Here is a 21260-nt window from a genome sequence, read left to right as displayed (position 1 = left end):
TGGACCGCTTCGCTGCTTTTGCCGCATAGAGTCACGGTTTTTAATCTCCCATCTTAGGGGATGGGAGTAGTAAGGGCGTATCGGAAGGAGCGGCACAGTTGAAGCCGCTCCTTCCGATTAAGGCGCCATGCGCTGTACCGCGGTGCCCCCTGTGGAGCAAGCCTATTATGTGGATACACTATGCTGCTCCTGCGGAGCAAAGAGGCCATTGCGGTTGTCGAAGGCAATCTTGGTAAGGCGTTACGAAGCGTCGATTGCTAGAAGCTTGCAAGCAAGGCAGGCAAACGCCGAGCTCCCGAACGTTTTTTACAGGCTGACCGGACTTAATAATGTCCGGTCGTTCCTTTTGCACCACAAGGTATGATCGATATGATGCATTTTTGAGTAGCGTAGGAATGGATTTGAATCCCAGTCCAACAGCGATCGTAAGGTCAAATCCAGCCCGTAGCGGGCTACTCAACCTTGCCTCATCCGATCGCCCACACATTATAGAGAGGAAGTGGAGAATTATGAAGCTCGTACTTTTGTCTGGTGGTTCCGGTAAAAGATTATGGCCGTTATCCAACGATTCCCGTTCCAAACAATTTTTGAAGGTACTGGAGAGCCCGGAAGGGATTTCGGAATCCATGGTGCAGCGGGTATGGAGACAATTGGGAGACAACGGATTATCCGAATCCTCGTTTATTGCGACAGGGAGAGCGCAGGTTGAAATGATCCAGAGTCAGGTCGGACCGAATACGCGCATCATAGTTGAGCCGGAACGCAGAGATACCTTTCCTGCGATTGCGCTGACAGCGACTTATCTATATTCCATTGCGGGTGTTTCGCCTGATGAAATTATAGCTATATTGCCTGTAGATCCTTATGTAGAGGATGCTTTCTTTGCTTCCGTTGCCCAACTGGAACATACACTTCAGGAGAGTGAAGGCAAGCTTGCATTAATCGGGGTTGTCCCTTCCTATCCTTCAGAGAAATACGGTTATATTATTCCAAAAAATGATGCCACTCAAGGTAGCACAGGCTACCGCGAAGTGAGCCATTTTCAAGAGAAACCCGACCGGGAGCAGGCGGAGCGTCTGATTGAACGCAATGCTCTATGGAACTGCGGGGTTTTTGCATTCAAATTAAGCTATTTGCTGGATATCCTGGCATCCAAGGGTTTGCCGCTGAATTATGAAGAAATGCAAAAGCAATATGCGTCTCTGGAAAAAATCAGCTTTGACTACGAAGTAGTCGAGAAGGAAAAAGACATTGTTGTTCTTCCCTATGATGGTTTTTGGAAGGATTTGGGCACCTGGAATACGCTCACAGAAGAAATGTCTAATCAGCAAGTGGGCAGAGGTGTAGTAACGGAGGATTGTGTTAATACAAGCCTTATTAATGAGCTGGACATTCCGGTAGCGATCATTGGAACGAATGATCTGATTGTAGCCGCTAGCCCAGATGGTATTCTTGTGACCAATAAGGCAGAAAGCCCACGCATCAAGGAAGTGCTCAAGGCTCATGATCAGCGTCCAATGTATGAAGAACGTCGTTGGGGGCAGTATCGAGTTGTAGACTATGTAAAGTATGACGAGGGTAATGAGGTACTGACCAAACGAATCCGCGTACACAAAGGTAAAAATATCAGCTACCAGCTTCACTTCAAACGAAGCGAAATCTGGACCATTATTAGCGGCGAAGCGGAAATTATTTTGAATGAGAAGCTGCACAAAGTGAAGGCCGGTGACGTAGTCCGTATCCCTGAAGGAACCAAGCATAGTATTTTGGCTGTAACCGATGTGGATTTTATAGAGGTGCAGACTGGCTCTGAGTTGGTTGAAGAGGATATTGTACGCTTTTGCATGGATTGGAATGAAATTGCCCGTCATCAATTTATCTCATAATCGTTTTCGTAAAAACGAAATAAAGAAGATTTGATGAAAATTTATAGCCCAAACTGTCGAAATTGGGCGAAAACCTGTAAATTCATGAACATGACCTATTAAATTTTGGTAAAAAAAAGTCGATACTTAGGTTAAGAAGGAATCCAAACTCCTTCCAACGATAAACGCAGCCCTGTCGAAAGGCAGGTACGCAAAGCTAAAGGGCCTTCCCGTAAGGATGGCAGCCTGGCTACCGAAAGGAAGAGCAAAAGTGAGATTCAATTTTATTCCTCTGTATCGACTGATACGTCATGTACTCCCCGTAGTTATAATTTTTTCTTTGTTTCCCGTCGGATTTGGTGATTCTCTGTCTGTGGTGAATGCCGCTTCATTACAACCTGTTAATTCGGACGCTTGTACTCAGGCCCGTGAACTATACAATTATTTACTCAGCATCTCTGGAAAGAAAACAGTCACTGGTCAGCATGATTATTTGGAAAGTCCAGATGAATTAAGCAACAAGGTCCAAAAAATCAGCCAGGCGTATGTGGGTCTGCACGGCTATGAGATGGGAGCCATCTCTGGTCAATCTGACGCTACAGAAGCAGCACAACGTAAAAATGTCGTCGATAGCGCTATTCGTTGGAGCAGAGCAGGTGGCATTGTGACGATGACTTTTCATGAAGCGCTGCCGGGTAGACCGCTGACTTGGGCCAATGTGCAGGCCAAAGTAAGTCAGGCGGAGTTCAATAAATACGTCACGCCAGGCACTACGCAGTATAACCTCCTCATTGCCGATCTGGATAAGGTCGCTGTATCGTTAAAGCAGCTTCGTGATGCAGGGGTTCCGGTATTGTGGAGACCTTACCACGAAATGAATGGTGACTGGTTCTGGTGGGGAAACAAAAACAATTTCAATCAGCTATGGAATATCATGTACGACCGTTTTGTTAACACGCATCAATTGAACAATCTGTTGTGGGTGTGGAGTCCCAATGCTCCCAATTCTTACACTGTCCCGTATACCCCAAAATATCCGGGGGATGACAAAGTGGATATTTTGGCAGTAGACATCTACAACAATGATTTTAAGCAAAGTCATTATGAAGGACTGCTCGAGTTGGCACGGAATAAGCCGATTGCCATTGGCGAGCACGGTGAGATACCTAGTTCTGAGGTGTTGCAGGCTCAGCCAAAATGGGTGTATTCCATGACTTGGGGCAAGATGCTGACCGAGAATAACACAACCACTCAAATACAGGATTATATGAACGATGCGAAGAGTTTGACACGGGATGATGTGAAAAATGGGCTGGAGGCCATCCAACAACCTGGAACAGATGTACCGACCTTACCGGATGAGGGACAAAGTGAGCCTCTCCCAGCTCCACCAGTAGTGATTGCTCCTCCAACTCCGACTCCTCCTTCCGTTCCTGATGAAGTATATGTGAACGGGCTGCGGGGCGAATATTTCAACAATATGAATTTGAGCGGCAGTCCTGTTTTGATCCGTACAGACAGCAAGCTGGACTACAACTGGCGCGCCATTGCTGCTGATCCAAAGGTAAATGCCGACCAGTTCTCGGTTCGCTGGACGGGTAAAATCAAGCCACAATACTGCGAGACCTATACGTTCACAACCATATCCGATGATGGTATTCGTGTATGGGTAGACGGCAAGTTAGTGATCGATAGTTGGTTCAAACAAAGCTGGACAGAGCGAAAAGGCAGTATTGCTTTGGAAGCAGGTAAAATGGTAGATCTAAAAGTGGAATACTATGATGAAAAAGGCGATGCGATGGCACGTCTGATGTGGGAAAGTCAGCATGAAGCGAAAGCGGTGGTTCCCGGAAACGCTTTGTTTCTTCCTTGATAGATACTCTTTCCCGGTCAAAAATTTTGAGGAGAGAGGGTGTATCATATGATGAAAAAATGGTTGACCCATAGGTATACGGTCGTATTATCCGGATTACTAGGGGTCGCAGTTCTAGCCATGATCGCTTGGTTTATATACACGCCTTCAAAAAGTGTAGAATTGCAGACAGATAAGGTAGCGGCGGCCAGTCCAGTATGGAAGCTGGGTCAGAGGGATGACTCCTCAGCGGAATTTAAAGGAGTGGTCGGTAGGGATAATATCGATATTTCTGCAGCATCAGCTTCTTCCGAATCATCTGCTAAAGCAGCATTTTCGGCGTTGTCGGAAGCAGAGAGTACAACAGTTCCGGTATTGCTCAGCAGTGGAGATATTCCTCCCGGTTTGAATGCATCCACAAATCCAGAACTAACACTTCAATATAAGCTGAATCAGGTTCCTCCCAATGGTATGATATTCCGTGTTCGGATTTTGGATGCGGGCAAAGCTGTGCCGCAGATGGCTGTCTTCTCAAATCATCAGCTGTCCGGAATCATTCAGATTGCCGGGGTATCCGGTACTGGGAGTACCTATAATTTCAAAAACAACTACGAGCTGTATATCCCCAAAGAACAATTGCAAAGCGGTGTTAACGTACTCAAGCTAAAGACAGCGCGCTGCCTATACTGCTCCTCTGCGGAAGATAAAAATGTGTGGTGGACTTGGGATGACTTGAGCTTGGAGACGTTAGCTTCCCCTGCGGCCGAACCGGTACATGGGAAATATATAATGACTGGTACGAATGTGAATAATAAAGAATTTTATTATGATCAGGGTGCAGTTAAGCATCTACCATACGTTCTCAAATGGCTGGGAATTGCTTATAGCGGCAACGTCATGAGGGTAACCTGTGCCAGTAATGTAGGGAAGGCATGCACAGACGTGGATGATTACTATCAAACGTTAAAGCAGTATAATATGCAATCGTCTGCTTTGTATCTATACACAGGTGATATTAAGCTGCAAAAAGATGGTACTCTGCCAGAGACGGCCAAGCAAAAGTTGCGTGATTATGTAAAAAAATACGGTTCATACCTTCAATATTATGAAGTAGATAACGAACCTGGATTGTTTAATCGCTCCAAGGCGGTAGACCTGGCTGTGGCTAAATGGTTGAATACGGAAGGCAAGCAATTGGCACCGCATCTCAAAACCGTAGCGCCGGGTTGGGCCTACTGGCCGACATACTCTACCAAGGCGTGCAAAAATCAAACCGGAGGTACGCAAAAATGCGGTGATCCGGATGGATGGGAACGGGACCCAGCGCAGCGTAAACAGCTAGAGGAAGTCACCGACCTGACCAACGGACACGCCTACGGTGAATCGTATAATGAAGAGGGCGGGGGCAGCTTCGTTCAGAATTTGAAAACCTTCGGTGGTTCGAGCAACGGACTGGCGAAAAAGATGCTAAACACAGAGTTCGGTACTAACGATACGCATCGAGACAATCCTGATTACGGGGCTAGTCAGCCACAAGCAGCTGCATTCGATCGGATTATGCGATCGCAAATCGGGTTTGCCGATATGTTTATCCAGCACGCTGCTTTTTATAAGGATTACACACTGTTTAAAACGGGTTTTGATCTGCAAAGTCACAACCCGGCTAACACGGAAATCTATCCGTTTGGGCAAGGACAGGACACTCGCGTTAAGATTATGAGACGCTTGAGTCTAGCCTATGCCACGCATGGTAAACCGCTGACTTATACAATGTTGAATCCAGAGGAGACCAAGGACAAGATGGTCTATGTTCGCGCGGTGGATACGTCCAAGCTTAAACCGCTGGCAGGTAGCGGCGCTACCTCGAACAAATTGCTGGTGAACCTAGTGAACTTCGAATCCACTACGCAGACCGTTCGTGTACGGGTGACGATGCCGAAAGCTGGCTTGTACACGGGGGAACGTTTTGGGGCGGGTTCCACCTACAGTCAGGCGCAGCGTTCCATATCAGGGCTGAAGGCTTCTCCTGCCCTTGATTTTGAAGAAAAGCTGGGCCCTGGCGAATCGGTACAATATATTTTGGAATTAAAAAGTACAGATCAAACCACGGCCTCTGCCCCAACTGAGGTGAAAGCAGCCTCTATTCAGGATGGGGTGGTAAAGATTAATTGGCTTCAAGCAGAAGGCATATCTTCCTATGATGTGCTGCGTGCTGACCGGACAGACGGTGCCTATCAGGTGATTGCCTCGCAAGTAGAAGGAAGCACGTATACGGACCGCACTGTAAAAGCTGGAAGTCATTACGTCTACAAAGTCCGAGCGACCGGAGGTACTCAGGTTTCTCAGGCAGCCGAGGTCGCTTAGTTACACCGGAATGCATGTAGGACCTTACCTAATGAATATCTAACACCATTCCGAAAGAAAGCAAAAAAGAACCTATCAGGAGAAAATAGGACCTGACAGGTTCTTTTTTATTTGTAAATCGTTCTGAATTGCCAATACTTTACGTATAATGGAGAAAAAAATAAGAAAATCCTTTAATATTCTCGTCATAAGACGACAACATTGCAGGTATGTATTCATATATAATAGTTTTGTTCATGACTATACATACATGGTTTGTAGGGAATCTCTTTCTTTCCGGCGACCAAGACTAATAAAGTGAGGTTAGTGCTGAATGAACAAGGAAACAGAATTAGGGGGGAATGGCCCTCTTCTTCGAGACAACGCACGGAAAGCAGGCAAAGCAGCCATCCACTTGGACATCCGGAACATTTTGCTCCAATGTGGTATCACGACACCAGAATGGCTGGAGGGCGACGCTGATAGAACTAAGTGCCAGAAGGACAAGCGCGTGTAATTTTCGGTTGCTGGTCCTACTTAAGCCAAACATCAAGCAGCGGCGCTTTCTTTATTCCATCATTCGTTCCATTCGAACAAACGCGATAAAACGTTTGGCTTCTTCCTCAGACAAGGTGCGTCCGTCAATCGTCAGGTTAAAACGTTGCAGGATATCCTCGTCTGACAGTTCAAGCTGATCCACAAATTCCCTCACATCTGAATCCAATATGGCTGTCGGGTGGCTCGTACGTCCCACCAAATAATCGATGGTTACCTCGAAAATATCAGCGAGCTTGGTCAGGGTCTCAAAGTCTGGCTTGCGTCTATTTTTTTCATAGTGAGAAAGAGCCGCCCGCGTAATTCCGAGGGATTGCGCTAATTCCTCTTGTTTTAATCCCTTATGTTCTCGTAATTCAGCGATGCGGGTTCCATAATTCATCTGTTTTTCCTCCTGAAGGCAAGGTTAAGAAAGGTAAGAAAAGCAATTTTGCGCTTGACAAGATACAATTTGTATCATAAATTAATTATGTAAGTTACATAACGTATCCTTATTTCATAGTTTTCACTTATATCTTCATTTATATACCCTTAAGAGGCCAACGATGATTGAGCATTGTGTGCTTATTCGCTGGCTAGACCTTCTATGCGCTATTATACAACATTTTACTATAGATTAGAGGGTCATGCATCGTTCTTTTCCCCGTCATGCAGAGGATCAGTACAAGCGTTATTCATCGAAAACAAGTCAAGCAGGGAGGACTGGTCTTGTGCAGTTGAAAGAGTACATCCGTTTGATCCGCAAAAGAATGTGGTTGATTGGTAGCATTGTACTGCTGGTGTGTACTGTAGTAGGCATAAAAAATGTATATTTTACCCCGCAGGTTTATGAAGCTACCGCCAAGCTCATTATTAATCAGACGCCACGACCGGACCGTGCAGGTGTCGTCGATTACAGTGTGGTGCAAACCAATATAGCTCTAACGAACTCCTATAAGCAAATTATGATCTCCTCGGCGATTATGGATCAGGTGGTCGCCAGCTTCCCCGATCTTAAGGTTACTCCGTCAGCTTTGGCGCAAAAATTAAGAGTAAACACCGCAGGTGATTCACAGGTCATGGATGTTACAGTCCGCGACTTATCGTATACGAAGGCTGTGAAAACCGTCAATGCGGTAGCCAAAGTATTTAAACGGCAAATCCCCTCTATCATGAAAATGGACAATGTCACCATCCTAAGCGAAGCCAGTCTGAATGACCCAGCAGTTCCCGTGAACAATAATCCCGCCATACAAATTTTTATTGCTTTTACCATTTCTTTATTACTGGGCATAGGCTTGGCGTTTTTGCTGGAGGTATTGGATGATACATTTAAAAATGAGGAGGATATTGAAAAAGAACTCGGTCTGCCTACCCTATCCCTGATTACAAAAATGAAAAAAGAAGATAGACGCTCTGACAGCTCTACTACAACTCCTAAACAGGTAGGTGAGGGACAATATGCCGCGATTAATCAATAATCAGCTCGTTACATCCTTGCATGCTCAGTCTTCCGTGTCGGAGGAGTACCGCATGCTTCGCACTAACATCCAGTTTTCTTCTATAGACGAGCCGATTGAGGTGATGATGGTGGCGTCCGCTCAGGCGGGTGAAGGCAGAACAGTCACGATTAGCAATTTGGCTGTAACCTATGCGCAAGAGGGAAAAAAGGTGCTGGTTATGGATATGGATCTGCGTCGGTCCTCCTTGCATCATATGTTTGGTTTGCGCAATCATACAGGGCTGACACGGGTACTTGCCAATCAACAGACATGGCAGGATGTGGTTCAGGAAACCGGGATTGATCATCTGCATGCAATCACAGCTGGACCGAATCCACCCAATCCGTCCGAGATGCTCAGTTCCCGTAGAATGAAGGCTCTACTAGTTGAGCTAAAAGAACATTATGACGTGATTCTGATGGATACGCCACCCCTGCTGCCTTTTCCGGATGGCCTCATTGTAAGTGCCATGTGTGATGGTGTCATTTTGGTAGTACAGGCAGGGAAGGTCAAAAAGGATGTCGTTAAGAAGGCGAAGGCAAATTTAGAAAGAGTTAAGGCGCGCATTCTGGGTGTAGTGCTCAATAACGTGAAGCGTCGCGCCGAGCGTGGTATGGAGGAACGCAATCTGACATGAATAAATCGGGGAAAATAAAAGTATATAAAATTCTTTTAACAATGAATAAATAATATTTATAAATAAGGAGTGAGGTGATGAGACGTGTCTTCTTCCCGCTCGAACGAGGCCAAAGTGCTGGGCGCGTCAGTAGATGTATATTCGGTCGCTCATGGGCTTGAACGACGACAAGGATGGAGCGTATATCCGTTCGTGAAGCGAAGTATGGACATTATCCTGTCTTTTATTGGAATCATCGTACTGTGCCCGGTATTTCTGCTCGTCATTTTGTTGATCAAGCTGGAGGACCCCAAAGGAAGTGCATTATTTTATCAAATACGTATCGGTAAACATGAGCGACCGTTTCGCATGATCAAATTTCGTTCCATGGTGTCTGATGCCGAAGCCAGATTGTCTGCATTGCTGGTGGAAAATGAAATTGAGGGTGCGATGTTCAAAATGCGGGACGATCCCCGAATTACCCGTGTGGGTCGCTTTCTTCGCAGAACGAGCATCGACGAACTACCGCAACTCTTCAATGTACTGCGTGGGCATATGAGCCTTGTAGGACCCAGACCCCCATTGCCAAGAGAAGTCCATGATTACACCATGAGGGATAAGCTGCGTCTGACGGTTACACCGGGCTGCACCGGACTATGGCAGATCAGCGGTCGCAATCATCTAAGCTTTGACCAGATGGTAGAACTGGATTTGGAGTACATATCTAGACGCAGTTTCCGCACGGATATGATCATCATGCTGAAAACATTTCGTGTGCTGCTGGGCTCCAAGGATGCTTATTAAAGTCAATTTTAATAAAGAGGGGTAGGAGAGAAGGATGGAGCTACATTCTAACATCTATGTGGCAGGACACAATGGGCTGGTGGGTTCCGCTATTGTTCGAGCGCTTCAGAAAGCGGGATATCGTCATATTATTACTCGCACAAGCCGTGAGCTGGATCTGCGCAATAAAGAGGCCGTAGATCATTTTTTTGATACAGAGCCCGTGGATTATGTATTTCTAGCAGCAGCCAAGGTAGGCGGGATTTTGGCGAATAACGAATATCCGGCCGATTTTATCCGTGACAATCTACTTATACAAACAAATGTGATTGATGCGGCATACCGGAAGAATGTAAGTAAGCTGTTATTTCTAGGCTCTACCTGTATCTATCCCAAATTTGCTCCACAGCCGTTGCGAGAAGAATATCTGCTTACAGGTGAGCTTGAGCCTACCAATGAGGCCTATGCGGTTGCTAAAATTGCCGGGATTACAATGTGTCAGTCCTACAACCGTCAGTATGGAACCCGTTTTATTTCGGTGATGCCTACGAATTTATATGGTCCGGGCGACAATTTTGATCTCCAAACCTCTCATGTGCTGCCTGCGCTGATCCGCAAGTTTCATGAGGCTAAGCTGAATCAATCTCCGACTGTAGAAGTGTGGGGCTCCGGTACGCCTCGGCGAGAATTTCTTCATTCGGATGATTTGGCTGATGCTTGTCTATTTCTGATGAATAACTATGAGGGAAATGAGATTGTAAATATCGGTGTGGGTGAGGATATTTCCATCCGTGAGCTGGCTGAACGAGTCAAAAATGTAGTCGGCTTTGAGGGCGAAATTACTTTTAATACATCCGTTCCTGACGGAACGCCGCGTAAGTTGGTAGATGTATCCCGGATTTCCGGGCTGGGCTGGTCGGCGCGTATTTCACTAGAAGAAGGATTAAGGTCTGTATACCAGGCATTTCAAGGTCTGGATCTGGTTGAACAATAAATAACGGTGGGGGAATTGGAATGAAAAAAGCGCTGATCACTGGGATTACCGGACAAGACGGGTCTTATCTGGCTGAGTTGCTGCTGTCCAAGGATTATGAGGTGTACGGGGTGCGCAGACGAACCAGCACACCGAACTTTGAAAATGTAGCGCATATCCAGAATGACATTCACTGGCTTTCCGGTGATATGACCGATCTGGCTTCGCTGATCGAAGCCGTCCGTCAGTCCGACCCGGATGAGGTCTATAACTTGGCTGCTCAATCCTTTGTAGCGGCCTCATGGCCGCAGCCCTTGGCTACAGGGCAAATCACAGCATTATCTGTTACCAATATGCTGGAGGCGGTTCGAATTGCCAAGCCGGATGCACGCTTTTATCAGGCTTCAAGCAGCGAGATGTTCGGTAAGGTACTGGAGACGCCGCAGACAGAAACGACCCCATTTTACCCACGTAGTCCTTATGGTGTAGCCAAGGTGTACGGCCATTGGATTACAGTCAACTACCGCGAAAGCTTTGATATGTTTGCTTGCTCCGGTATTTTGTTCAATCACGAATCACCTCGCCGAGGGCTGGAGTTTGTAACACGCAAAGTGTCGGATGCAGTAGCTCGTATCAAGCTGGGATTGCAGCAGGAGCTGCGCATGGGGAATTTGGATTCACTGCGAGACTGGGGTTTTGCAGGGGATTATGTAAAGGCGATGTGGCTGATGCTTCAGCAGGATCGACCAGATGATTACGTGATTTCTACAGGAGAAATGCATTCTGTGCGTGAACTGCTGCAAATTGCTTTTTCTCATGCAGGTTTAAATTACGAAGATTATGTCGTGATTGATCCGCAATTTGTTCGACCGGCAGAGGTAGATCTATTGCTTGGCGATTGTGCCAAGGCGAAAGAAAAGCTGGGCTGGCGATTGGAAGTCGGCTTCGACCAGCTCGTTCGTATGATGGTGGATGCAGACTTGGAGCGTGTAAAAAGGCAGGCTGCAGTTGAAGCTTCTGTCGTCGTGTAAGAGGTGGAGAGGCCGCCCGCCTGGCCGGGGGGTCTCTTCGTTGTACATGATTTCAGCTGTATGACAGATCAACAGATCATAAAGCAATGTTTAAGGTCATTTTTCAAGATGGAGTAGAACCTATGACATTAGTCAAGAAACGTGCCAAACCGCGCAGAAGCTTGCTGGTGAATACATCCTGGCTATTCGGTGACAAAATGATTCGCATGGTGTTCGGGCTGGCAGTCAGCATCATCATGGCGAGAGTGTTGGGACCAGAGGAACTGGGAAAATGGAATTATGCGGAATCCTTTTTCGGGATGTTCCTGATTTTCACGACCCTTGGCTTTGATTCTATATTAGTACGCGATCTTGTCAAACACCCCAAGGATGAGCACGAACTATTGGGTACGGCGGTTCTGCTGAAGTTGTTAGGTACTTTGGTAGCCATTGTACTGTCCTATTCCTTTATTTCACTGCTCAGACCGGAAGACAGTTCAGTACGGCTAATCAATCTGATCCTGGCTACGGCCTCGGTATTTCAGTTGTTTGATATTATCGACTACTGGTTCCGTGCGCAGATGTTGTCCAAATATACGGTTGTTGCCAAGAATACCGCCTTTGTCCTCGGTTCCACCGTCAAAATCATTCTATTATTGTCCGGTATTCCAGTTTGGGCAGTGGCGTTGTGTGCTCATGGAGAGTTTCTGCTGGGAAGCCTGCTGCTGCTGTATTTCTTCCATAAGGAAGGGCGGCGTGTGAACAAGTGGACGTTCCGCTTCGCAACTGCTCGGCGAATCATGAATCACAGCTGGCCGCTTATTTTGTCCTCCTCCGCTGTATATGTACAGGCACGGATTGATCAGGTCATTATCGGAGAATTGTTGGGAAACGAGGCTGTCGGGCAATACTCCGTTGCACTCCGACTCATCGAGGTGCTGGGCTTTATCCCGGTCGTGCTAACGACAGCTTATGCCCCGGTGGTGACGCGTTCCAAGCAGAAAGGAAGCGACGAATACAGACGGACGTTGTCTAACGTGTATCGGCTGATGTTTATATGCTTTCTTGTGACCTCAGTCCCCTTATTTTTTCTATCCCAATGGGTAGTCGTTGTGCTGTATGGGAGAGAGTTTGCTGAAGCAGGCTCGCTGTTGTCACTGTTTGCGATTCGTCTATTTTTCACCAACTTTAGTGTCGCCAAAAGCTTGTTTATCACCAATGAAAATTTGTTCAAATACACGCTGCTGACCTCGATAATAGGTGCGGTTACGAATATAGCCTTCAATTACGCGCTGATTCCATGGCTTGGTGTCCGAGGGTCCTTAGTGGCGACGATTTTGTCCTTTACGATATCTGTATTTCTATTGGATTTGTTGTTTAAGGAAGTCAAAGCCAATTTGGGTTGGATGATGAAGTCAATCCTGACCTTCTGGCATGTTCATATTACAGTACCGAAAGTTGGAGAGAACAATCATGATACCGATTAAACCATTTGTTCGGCATGAGGAACAGTGCCCGCATTGTGGAGACACGTTACGTGCTGGAGAGGTGCTGTGGCAGGGAATCCACGTATGTGTCAGTACTAAGTGTGAGGGTTGCGGACGTGAATATCTCGAGGACATGAGGGTTGGTCATGCGACGTATTCACCTTATCGTGTAGAAATGCCTGACTATATCCTGACCGGTAATGCGAAGTCAAGAAAATGGCTCGGAGAGCCTCTGCGGCAATCGTTGATGAATCCTTCCTATGATTTGGCAGTCGGTATGACCGTGCATAAAAAGAAAGCTTCTTCACGGGTGATCATTGTCAACACTATAGATTATTTATATGGTCATGCGTTGCTCAAGCTGCTGAATGTTCAGCGTGAATATGAGCAATCGCCGGAACTGGGGATCATCGTTATTGTGCAAAAGTCGCTGGAGTGGATGGTGCCGGCATATGTGTCAGAAATTTGGACTGTCGATGTCCCGTTCAACAAGGCGCGAAACTTTTATCCTCTGCTACATCATCGGATGATTGAGGAATTGATACGTTTTGATGAGGTGTATGTCAGTCCGGCATATTCACATCCCAGCCAATTTGAGATTGAACAATTTACAGGGGTCTCCCGTTATGACGAGGAACGTGAGCGGAAGCCACGCATTACCTTTGTATGGAGGGAAGACCGCTTGTGGAGCGGCAGCCATCATATTGCCAGAGCAGTGCAAAAATTTCCGAAGCTCAAACGTGGCCTGAAACCGCTAATTTATCATCAACGCAGCAAAATCATTGGACTGTTCCGCAAACTGAGAGAAAGCTTCCCTGATCATTGCTTTACAGTTGCGGGACTTGGGCGCACGGGAAGCTTCCCAGCATGGATTGCTGACGAGCGCGTCTCACGCTTCGATCGGGATAGTGAAAAGCGGGTATGCGAGGTATACGCAGCCAGCCGATTAGTCATTGGTATTCATGGCTCCAATATGCTGCTGCCTTCTGCACATGCAGGTATGACGATTGATTTGATGCCTAAAGACCGATGGGGCAATTATGCCCAGGACATTTTATTTCACGAAACGGATCATCGGCTTACAGCCTACAAATATCGCTTTGTACCGATGGAATCGAGCGTGAGCTTGGTAGCGGCTATGGCAGCCGCCCAGCTTAAAGGGGCAGACCATTTTAATATGCAGATGATGGAGGAAAGACAACGGCAGGGGGAACATTCAAGTTGGAGGGGAAAGGCCGCTACGGGAAGGATTTGATCTTCCGATCGCTGTTGACGAGGGATTCCTTAGGTTGAATAAAGCCCTATAGAGAGCGGAATCCCACGGGGAATATGCTTTCGAAGCGAGCTTTCCTTCGGAAAGCTTTGAGGCGAACGCTGACGATTCTCCAGCTTCAAATCCTTACCCTCCGCTACCCACCGCCGCCAAAAAAGATTTTCCCCCAGCCTATAAGGTGGGGGAGGGTAAGAGCCGCCTGGCAATAGCTTCGCCCTATCGCAGCGAACTTCACGCCGGGCATGTATGCCGGTGTATTAATGCTCTGTATAGTCCTCTCTCAAGCTGAAAGAGTTTGATGAATAAGTGCTTACGGCATGCAAAATCAAGCCTAGTTAGGGCATCTTGGTCAGCCTAGCAGTAGTATAGCCATGCTTGCTTGTGAGCGTGCCATAACGTGCCAAGCTTACAAGTCGTTTGACGAAGTCAACGCCCTGCATGCATTCGCACGCGTATATCCGCAGCGATGGCACTTCATGCACAGCATTCCCTTTTTTAAGATGGGGTGACTTTATGGAAACGGCGGTCAGCAGCGGAGTGGATGGAATCGTTCTGAAGAAGCGATAGCGTTCGCCTTTATCCCCGGATTTTACCCTTTAAAGGGTTTATATAAATCAGATGAAATCCGGGGATAACAGCGATCGGAAGAATGATCCATCCGCGTAGCGGACTCTAACCCCCGCGTGCCATAACTCACCCAATATGAAATGGCAGGAGTACTGATGATGATTCCAAAAATATTGTATCTTCGCAACTTTGCCAGCAAGGTGAATGGAGCCTCATACAATTTGCAGGAAGTCGGCTTGGGCAAAGCGCTCGTCCGTAAAGGTTACGATTGCGATATTGTTTACTACAACGATCGTAAGGAGACCCATCTGGAACAAGTCTATCGTCACGCAGGCTGCACCTTGCGCATTATCTGGCTGCACGGTTTCAAGTTTTTAAGCAACAGCATCTACAGAGATGTTCTCAAAGATTCTTTTCTGGCAGCTTATGATCTGGTTATTACTACAGAATACAACCAGATCATGACCTACCTGCTTTCCCGCAAATGTCCCGATAAGCTGGCGCTGTATCACGGTCCATACCGGGATAATACGCATGCGCTGATCCGCAAACTGTACGATGTTATGCTGCTGCCTAAGGTGACAAAGTCTCTACGCCGAACCTATGTCAAATCCGATCTTGCCAAGCGCTATCTGGAGAATAAAGGCTTTGACAACGTGATAACGATTGGGGTCGGACTGGACCGCAGCAATGTAGAGAAAGGATTCAACAGTGACGACCAAAGCGGAGAGCGTGAGGAAAACCGTGAGGTTGCGAATGAACTGCGTCGGATCGGTAATCGCCCGGTGTTGCTGTATGTCGGTGTGCTGGAGGAACGGAGAAATATACGTTTTATGCTGAATACGTTCAAAAGAGTACTCCAAAAGCATCCCGGCTGCCTTTTGTTAATGGTTGGGGATGGACGAAAGATAGATACGGATCGTTATTGGGCTTATGCTGAGCAACTGGGGTTGACGGATAGTATTATACATTTTCCAAGAGTGGAGCAACGTCATCTGTGGCAGATTTACGGAGCAGCGGATGTGATGCTGTTTCCGACCCAATACGATATTTTTGGCATGGTGCTGCTGGAAAGCATGCTGTTCCGTGTCCCGATTATTTCTTCGATGAACGGTGGCTCGGTTACCTTGATTGAGGACGGAGTGAGCGGAGTGATGCTGAGAAGCTTTTCGGAGGAGGAATGGGCTGGTCGTATAGGCACATTGCTGGATGATGCTGGGCTTAGACGAAGTCTGGCCGAGAAAGCGTTTCTTACGCTCGAGCGTATGTCGTGGGATCGGATTGCGGATGAAATCATAAGCCAGCAGCGGATCAAACCCATAAGCTCCAATCACGCTATGCAATCAACACAGGAAAGTGGGGCGGCCACGTGAGTCAACAGGTTAGCAGACGAATGACCCCGCCTGTAAGCAAAGTACTGATCATCCATAACTTTTACCAGCAAAGTGGGGGAGAAGACAAGGTTGTCGAGCAGGAATCGGCTATGCTGCGTTCCAGAGGAATAGAGACGGAGCATTACTATGTGCATAACGACAGCATTCAAAGCAAAGGATTGGCCAACATGGCAAAGCTGGCGGTAGAGGCAGCCTGGTCCTTCCCAGAATTCAAAAGAATCAAAGAGCTGCTTTTGCGAGTGAAACCGGATGTGGTACATGTGCATAATTTTTTCCCGGTCATATCCCCATCGGTCTATCATGCCTGTGAACGGCTGGGGGTTCCGGTTGTCCAGACACTGCATAATTACAGGCTGATTTGTCCGGCGGCAACCTTTATGCGAGGGAATGAAGTTTGTGAAAAATGCCTGCACGGCACGCTGCTGCACTCCATCCGTCATGGATGTTACCGAGGCTCACAGCTGCAGACGATTCCGGTGGCGGCGATGATTAAGTTCAACGAGCTGATCGGCACATGGCAGCACAAGGTAAGTCGCTATATTGCGCTGACGGAGTTTGCACGGGACAAATTTGCCGAAAGTGGCATTCCGCTGGATCGCATCGCAGTAAAACCGAATTTTATCCATCATCAAACAGTCAAAGCCAAGTATGACCCCAATGATCGTTATTTGTTGTTCGTGGGCCGGATTTCAGCTGAAAAAGGGGTTCGCAATCTGTTGCAAGCCTGGTCACAGCTGGAAGATCGAGGTGGATTGAGACTGGTCATCATTGGCGATGGTCCGCAAAAGGCTGAACTGGCTGCTGCTTATTCGCAGGAAGACATTCGGTTTCTCGGCAAGCAGGATGGAGACACGGTGCTGGATTGTATGAGCCGAGCCATGTATGTGATGGTGCCTTCCATTTGGTATGAAGGTTTTCCGATGACGATTGTAGAGTCCTATTCCGTGGGAACGCCGGTATTGTGCAGCCGAATCGGCGCATTGGAGGAAATCGTGGAGGACGGAGTGACGGGTTTCCATTTTCAACATGATGATCTGGAAAATATAAAGACCGTGATTCGCCGTGCAGTAGCCTATGAGAACTATGCAGCTATGAGACAGAAAGTGGCGGAAAACTATGCAGCACACTATACGGAAGAAGTGAATGTGAAGCAACTGCTGGCGATATATAGCGAGGCCATGGAGGAATGTGATTATGAAGCAGCTGCCCCAGTATAGAGTCGGAAGGATTGCGAGCACAGATGTTGCAGCGCTGACGTTTCAGGAGACGGTACATACTCTGGAACGATGGGCAGTCGGACGAAAGGACAGCTATGTATGTATTTGCAACACCCACTCCATTGTCACGGCCGGGAATCATCCCGAGTTCCACGAAGCGCTCACTCAGGCTGATTTGTGTACTCCAGATGGTATGCCACTGGTTTGGGCCCTTAAGCTGTATGGGTTCGAGCGTCAGGATCGAGTAGATGGTCCCAGTTTGATGCTCAAGTTGTGCGAACGTGCGCCACAAACGGAGGTGAGCGTATATTTTTACGGCAGTACGCCGGATACGCTGGATAGCTTAAAAGACAGGGTAGGACAGGATTACCCTGGAATTCGTATCGCGGGCAGCTTTTCACCGCCATTTCGTGAACTTCAGCCAGAGGAGGAGAAGCGGATCATTGAGGAAATCAATGCTTCAGGTGCGCATCTCATATTCGTCAGTCTGGGCTGTCCGAAGCAGGAAATCTGGATGCATCGCAACAAGGATCGTATCCGTGGCGTGATGGTTGGAGTAGGGGCTGCCTTTGACTATATTACAGGCAAGGTTCGCAGACCGCCGCTAATGATACAAAGGTTGGGACTGGAGTGGCTGTACCGTCTGCTCTGTGAGCCAAAGCGTTTATGGAAGAGGTATGCCTATAACAATCCAATGTATATCTATCGTTTTCTCAAATCCTATCGGCATAATAAAAGGCTCACGCTCTATCATAATCGGCATACAGGGAGAGGCGTAGAGAAGTGAAGCAGGGCAAAAGTACAGTGAAATGAGACAGCATGTAAAAGGGGGAATTGGTTTGAAACTATGTGTTATAGGTGCCGGGTATGTCGGACTGGTGTCAGGGGTCTGTTTTGCCGCGCTTGGCAATACCGTCGTCTGTATCGATCAGAATGAAGACAAAATTCGTCAGCTGCGTGCAGGTGGAGTACCGATTTATGAACCAGGCTTAAAGGCTCTAATTAAAGATAATGTCGAGCAGGGCCGGCTAAGCTTCACAACAGATACCGCAGCTTCAGTGCAGGCAGCTGAAATTGTTATTTTGGCGGTGGGTACGCCTTCATTGCCGAGCGGCGAAGCCAACTTGTCTTATATTGAAGAAGCAGCGTGCGAGGTGGCAGCTGCCATGAATGGCTACAAGATCATAGTTACCAAAAGCACGGTGCCTGTCGGAACGAACGAGCGTATTCAAAATTGGATCGCTAGCCGCACGAACTATCCTTTTGGTGTCGCTTCGGTTCCTGAATTTTTACGAGAAGGCTCGGCGGTCATGGACACCCTACAGCCTGATCGAATCGTCATTGGAGCTTCCGATCCGCATGTATCCGCAGTGCTAACTACTCTGCATGAGCCGCTGACAACGAATATTTTAACCACGGATATCCATTCGGCCGAGATGATTAAGTATGCGTCGAATGCTTTTTTGGCGACCAAAATTTCGTTCATTAATGAGATTGCGAATATTTGTGAAAAGGTGGGTGCAGACGTTACACGCGTGGCACACGGTATGGGACTGGATCAGCGGATCGGTTCCTCCTTTTTGTCTGCTGGTATCGGCTATGGTGGTTCGTGTTTTCCCAAGGATACGCAGGCTTTAATTCAAATTGCAGGCAACGTGGATTATGAATTTAAGCTGCTGAAATCCGTGGTAGAGGTGAATCAGGGACAACGTTTTAACGTGATTCGCAAGCTGAAAGAGGCACTGGGTGAGCTGGAAGGGGCTACGATTGGCATATGGGGGCTGGCCTTTAAACCAAATACAGATGACGTAAGAGATGCCCCGGCGCTGGATATAATACAGTCGCTGCTGGAGGCAGGGGCACACATTCGTGCATATGACCCGATCGCTACCGCTAACTTCCGCCGATTACTGGACAGCTCGGAAATAAAGTGGGCCGATAGCGCACGAGAAGCAGCAGAAGGATGCGATGCATTATGTCTCTTGACGGAATGGGAGGAGTTTGGTGAGGTCGGACTGGGTGAGCTGAACGAGCTGATGAAGTATCCCATTATGATTGACGGGCGCAATGTGTACAGCGAAGAACAAATCAGACAATCTGCCTTTGCATACTATTCTGTCGGCAGGCCACAGATGAACAATCTGGATATAGATCGTCATCAGTCTGTAGTGAATCCGTAAAGGGAGGCTGCGTATGAAACGATGGCTGAAGGTGACATTGGGGGCTGTGGCGTTATTGGTTGTAGGAGGTGCCGCCTATACCGTCTATGTGTATCATTCCTTTAAAACAGCGGCAAATGCGATGTATCATCCGCGCAGCATCGTGCAGCCCGGAGCGGTCTCTACCCTTGCAACGGGCGGAGCAGGGCGCTCCGTAGGTACAGACACTGGATCAAGTACACCCAATCCGGCAGCCATCTCTCAGTTCAAGCCGTTCACCGTGCTGGTGCTGGGTGTTGATCGGCGACCGCACGATCCAGGACGATCGGATACGATGATCGTTCTATCTGTGAATCCCGCCAATGGTTCGATGTTGATGTTCAACATTCCGCGTGATACGCGAACAGAGTTGGTCGGTAGAGGGCGTGAGGACAAAATCAATCACGCGTTTGCTTTTGGGGGCGTGGATATGTCGATCCGTACGGTAGAGCATTTTTTGAATCACCCGATAGATTACTATGTACAAATGAATATGGAAGGGTTTGCGAAAATGGTGGACCTTGTGGGAGGAGTGGAGGTCTACAATCCACTTGATTTTCAGTATGAGGGGCATCATTTTGCGCAGGGGAATTTGAACTTGAACGGAACTGAAGCATTGGCCTATGCCCGTATGCGATTTGATGATCCGCGTGGGGATCTCGGAAGGAACGCTCGCCAGCGAGAGCTGCTCAAGCAAATTCTTGCCCAGTCCATCAGCAAGGAAGGGCTATTGCGAGTAAAACCGATACTAGAGGCAGCGGGGGAGCAGATTCGCACAGACATTAGCTTTGACGATATGAAGACCTTCCTGACCCGGATCGGCCCGTCTCTTAAGCAGACGGATACCGTTGAGATAAAGGGACATGGGAGCAAAATTAACGGTGTGTATTATTACATCGTAGATGAGCAGGAACGCCAACGTATCCATGGAGTGCTGGAGAAGCATTTGCTCACCACTCCCGCATCACCTTAGGCATCCCTTATATAGGCGAATGTCCTTTAGGGAGACCTGTTATTCTCTTCTAAACTTCTCTTGTCCCACATACATCTGTAGAGTATTCGGTACAGTCCGACAGAGGGAGGGACAGGTGTGCTGCTTAGAAGGAGAGCGGCTTCGGCGTTCGTCCGTAAGCTACTGTATTTTGCAATCATATGTGGATTGCTATGGCTACTGTGGATGGGTCTGCGTGGGGTGATGTCTACAGGGGAAGGGGATCAAGCCGTAGAAGCGCTGAACGAGTTCTACACGATGGAGCAATCGGGGAATTTTGGCGGCTCATGGGAGCTTTTTCATTCACAAATGAAGAAGAAATTCGAGAAGTCCACGTATGTGCAGCAGCGTGCGCACGTTTTTATGCAGGATATGGGGACGGATACGTTTACGTTTGAACTGGGGGAGCCGCAGGCTGAATATGACATTCGTACCGATTCGAATGGGGAAGATTTAGGGAAGGTCTACCGTATTACAGTCACTCAGCACTACAAGACCCGATTCGGTACTTTTGATATCGTACAGCCTTGTTATGTGACGCAGGAAGATGAGGAGTGGAGAGTGCTTTGGATATACAAGGAGAAGGAACCGACGTGATAAGGTGCTCCCAAAGGTGTTTCTGACAGGATAAATATGGTACAATACTTCCAAAACC

General features: G+C 47.7%; 17 protein-coding genes and 1 riboswitch. Of the genes, 16 read left to right on the top strand and 1 reads right to left on the bottom strand.

Features of this window, described 5'->3' with window-relative positions:
- Positions 1 to 509 precede the first annotated feature (509 nt).
- The 3 genes from MMB75_RS14930 (at position 510) to MMB75_RS14920 (ending at position 6081) form a co-directional block, all read left to right on the top strand.
- A complete protein-coding gene (locus tag MMB75_RS14930; protein ID WP_016821248.1) occupies positions 510 to 1886 on the top strand; it encodes a sugar phosphate nucleotidyltransferase in 1377 nt (458 codons plus the stop codon).
- A 155-nt stretch (positions 1887 to 2041) separates the two neighbouring features.
- Positions 2042 to 2123, top strand: a riboswitch (cyclic di-GMP riboswitch).
- Between the two features lie 13 nt (positions 2124 to 2136).
- Complete coding sequence (locus MMB75_RS14925; protein ID WP_031463067.1) at positions 2137 to 3738, top strand: glycosyl hydrolase; 1602 nt, start codon at positions 2137 to 2139, stop codon at positions 3736 to 3738.
- Positions 3739 to 3786: 48 nt separating this feature from the next.
- The gene (locus tag MMB75_RS14920) at positions 3787 to 6081 is read left to right on the top strand and encodes a hypothetical protein (RefSeq protein ID WP_031463068.1); all 2295 of its coding nucleotides are present in this window, start codon (positions 3787 to 3789) and stop codon (positions 6079 to 6081) included.
- A gap of 547 nt (positions 6082 to 6628) precedes the next feature.
- Here the strand turns inward: MMB75_RS14920 and MMB75_RS14915 are convergent.
- Positions 6629 to 6997, bottom strand: a complete 369-nt coding sequence (locus MMB75_RS14915; protein ID WP_016821244.1) for a helix-turn-helix domain-containing protein — start codon at positions 6995 to 6997, stop codon at positions 6629 to 6631.
- A 328-nt stretch (positions 6998 to 7325) separates the two neighbouring features.
- Between MMB75_RS14915 and MMB75_RS14910 the strand changes: the two genes are divergently transcribed.
- The 13 genes from MMB75_RS14910 to MMB75_RS14850 all read left to right on the top strand — a co-directional run bounded on the left by MMB75_RS14910 (position 7326) and on the right by MMB75_RS14850 (position 21202).
- A complete protein-coding gene (locus MMB75_RS14910; protein ID WP_016821243.1) occupies positions 7326 to 8075 on the top strand; it encodes a YveK family protein in 750 nt (249 codons plus the stop codon).
- Positions 8056 to 8733, top strand: coding sequence for a CpsD/CapB family tyrosine-protein kinase (locus MMB75_RS14905; protein ID WP_016821242.1), 678 nt, complete (start codon positions 8056 to 8058; stop codon positions 8731 to 8733). Before MMB75_RS14910 ends, MMB75_RS14905 begins: the two co-directional genes overlap by 20 nt.
- A gap of 84 nt (positions 8734 to 8817) precedes the next feature.
- Positions 8818 to 9516 (top strand): sugar transferase, encoded by a 699-nt coding sequence (locus MMB75_RS14900; protein ID WP_016821241.1) that lies wholly within the window; start codon positions 8818 to 8820, stop codon positions 9514 to 9516.
- A gap of 34 nt (positions 9517 to 9550) precedes the next feature.
- A complete protein-coding gene (locus MMB75_RS14895; RefSeq protein WP_045244087.1) occupies positions 9551 to 10489 on the top strand; it encodes a GDP-L-fucose synthase family protein in 939 nt (312 codons plus the stop codon).
- 20 nt (positions 10490 to 10509) lie between these two features.
- Entirely contained in the window at positions 10510 to 11499 is a 990-nt protein-coding gene (gene gmd, locus MMB75_RS14890) for a GDP-mannose 4,6-dehydratase (protein ID WP_016821239.1), read from the top strand.
- 122 nt (positions 11500 to 11621) lie between these two features.
- The gene (locus MMB75_RS14885) at positions 11622 to 12965 is read left to right on the top strand and encodes a flippase (RefSeq protein ID WP_045244086.1); all 1344 of its coding nucleotides are present in this window, start codon (positions 11622 to 11624) and stop codon (positions 12963 to 12965) included.
- On the top strand, positions 12952 to 14220 hold the full coding sequence (locus MMB75_RS14880) for a zf-TFIIB domain-containing protein (protein WP_045244085.1): 1269 nt from the start codon (positions 12952 to 12954) through the stop codon (positions 14218 to 14220). Before MMB75_RS14885 ends, MMB75_RS14880 begins: the two co-directional genes overlap by 14 nt.
- 743 nt (positions 14221 to 14963) lie before the next feature.
- Positions 14964 to 16178, top strand: a complete 1215-nt coding sequence (locus MMB75_RS14875) for a glycosyltransferase family 4 protein (protein ID WP_045244084.1) — start codon at positions 14964 to 14966, stop codon at positions 16176 to 16178.
- Positions 16175 to 17416, top strand: coding sequence for a glycosyltransferase family 4 protein (locus tag MMB75_RS14870; protein WP_277508419.1), 1242 nt, complete (start codon positions 16175 to 16177; stop codon positions 17414 to 17416). The genes MMB75_RS14875 and MMB75_RS14870 overlap by 4 nt, the downstream gene beginning before the upstream one ends.
- On the top strand, positions 17394 to 18203 hold the full coding sequence (locus tag MMB75_RS14865; RefSeq protein ID WP_025364267.1) for a WecB/TagA/CpsF family glycosyltransferase: 810 nt from the start codon (positions 17394 to 17396) through the stop codon (positions 18201 to 18203). Before MMB75_RS14870 ends, MMB75_RS14865 begins: the two co-directional genes overlap by 23 nt.
- A gap of 52 nt (positions 18204 to 18255) precedes the next feature.
- On the top strand, positions 18256 to 19596 hold the full coding sequence (locus MMB75_RS14860; RefSeq protein ID WP_031463075.1) for a UDP-glucose dehydrogenase family protein: 1341 nt from the start codon (positions 18256 to 18258) through the stop codon (positions 19594 to 19596).
- 13 nt (positions 19597 to 19609) lie between these two features.
- Positions 19610 to 20587 carry an LCP family glycopolymer transferase gene (locus tag MMB75_RS14855; protein ID WP_016821232.1) on the top strand — a complete coding sequence of 326 codons (978 nt, stop codon included), beginning with the start codon at positions 19610 to 19612 and terminating at the stop codon, positions 20585 to 20587.
- Positions 20588 to 20704: 117 nt separating this feature from the next.
- Positions 20705 to 21202 (top strand): hypothetical protein, encoded by a 498-nt coding sequence (locus tag MMB75_RS14850; RefSeq protein ID WP_031463076.1) that lies wholly within the window; start codon positions 20705 to 20707, stop codon positions 21200 to 21202.
- The last annotated feature ends 58 nt before the right edge of the window (positions 21203 to 21260 follow it).

The sequence above is a fragment of the Paenibacillus sp. P2(2022) genome (genome assembly GCF_029522175.1).
GTDB classification, from domain to species: domain Bacteria; phylum Bacillota; class Bacilli; order Paenibacillales; family Paenibacillaceae; genus Paenibacillus; species Paenibacillus polymyxa.
The sequence above is the reverse complement of the archived record's forward strand: the minus strand, read 5'-3'. Positions and strand labels throughout refer to the sequence as shown.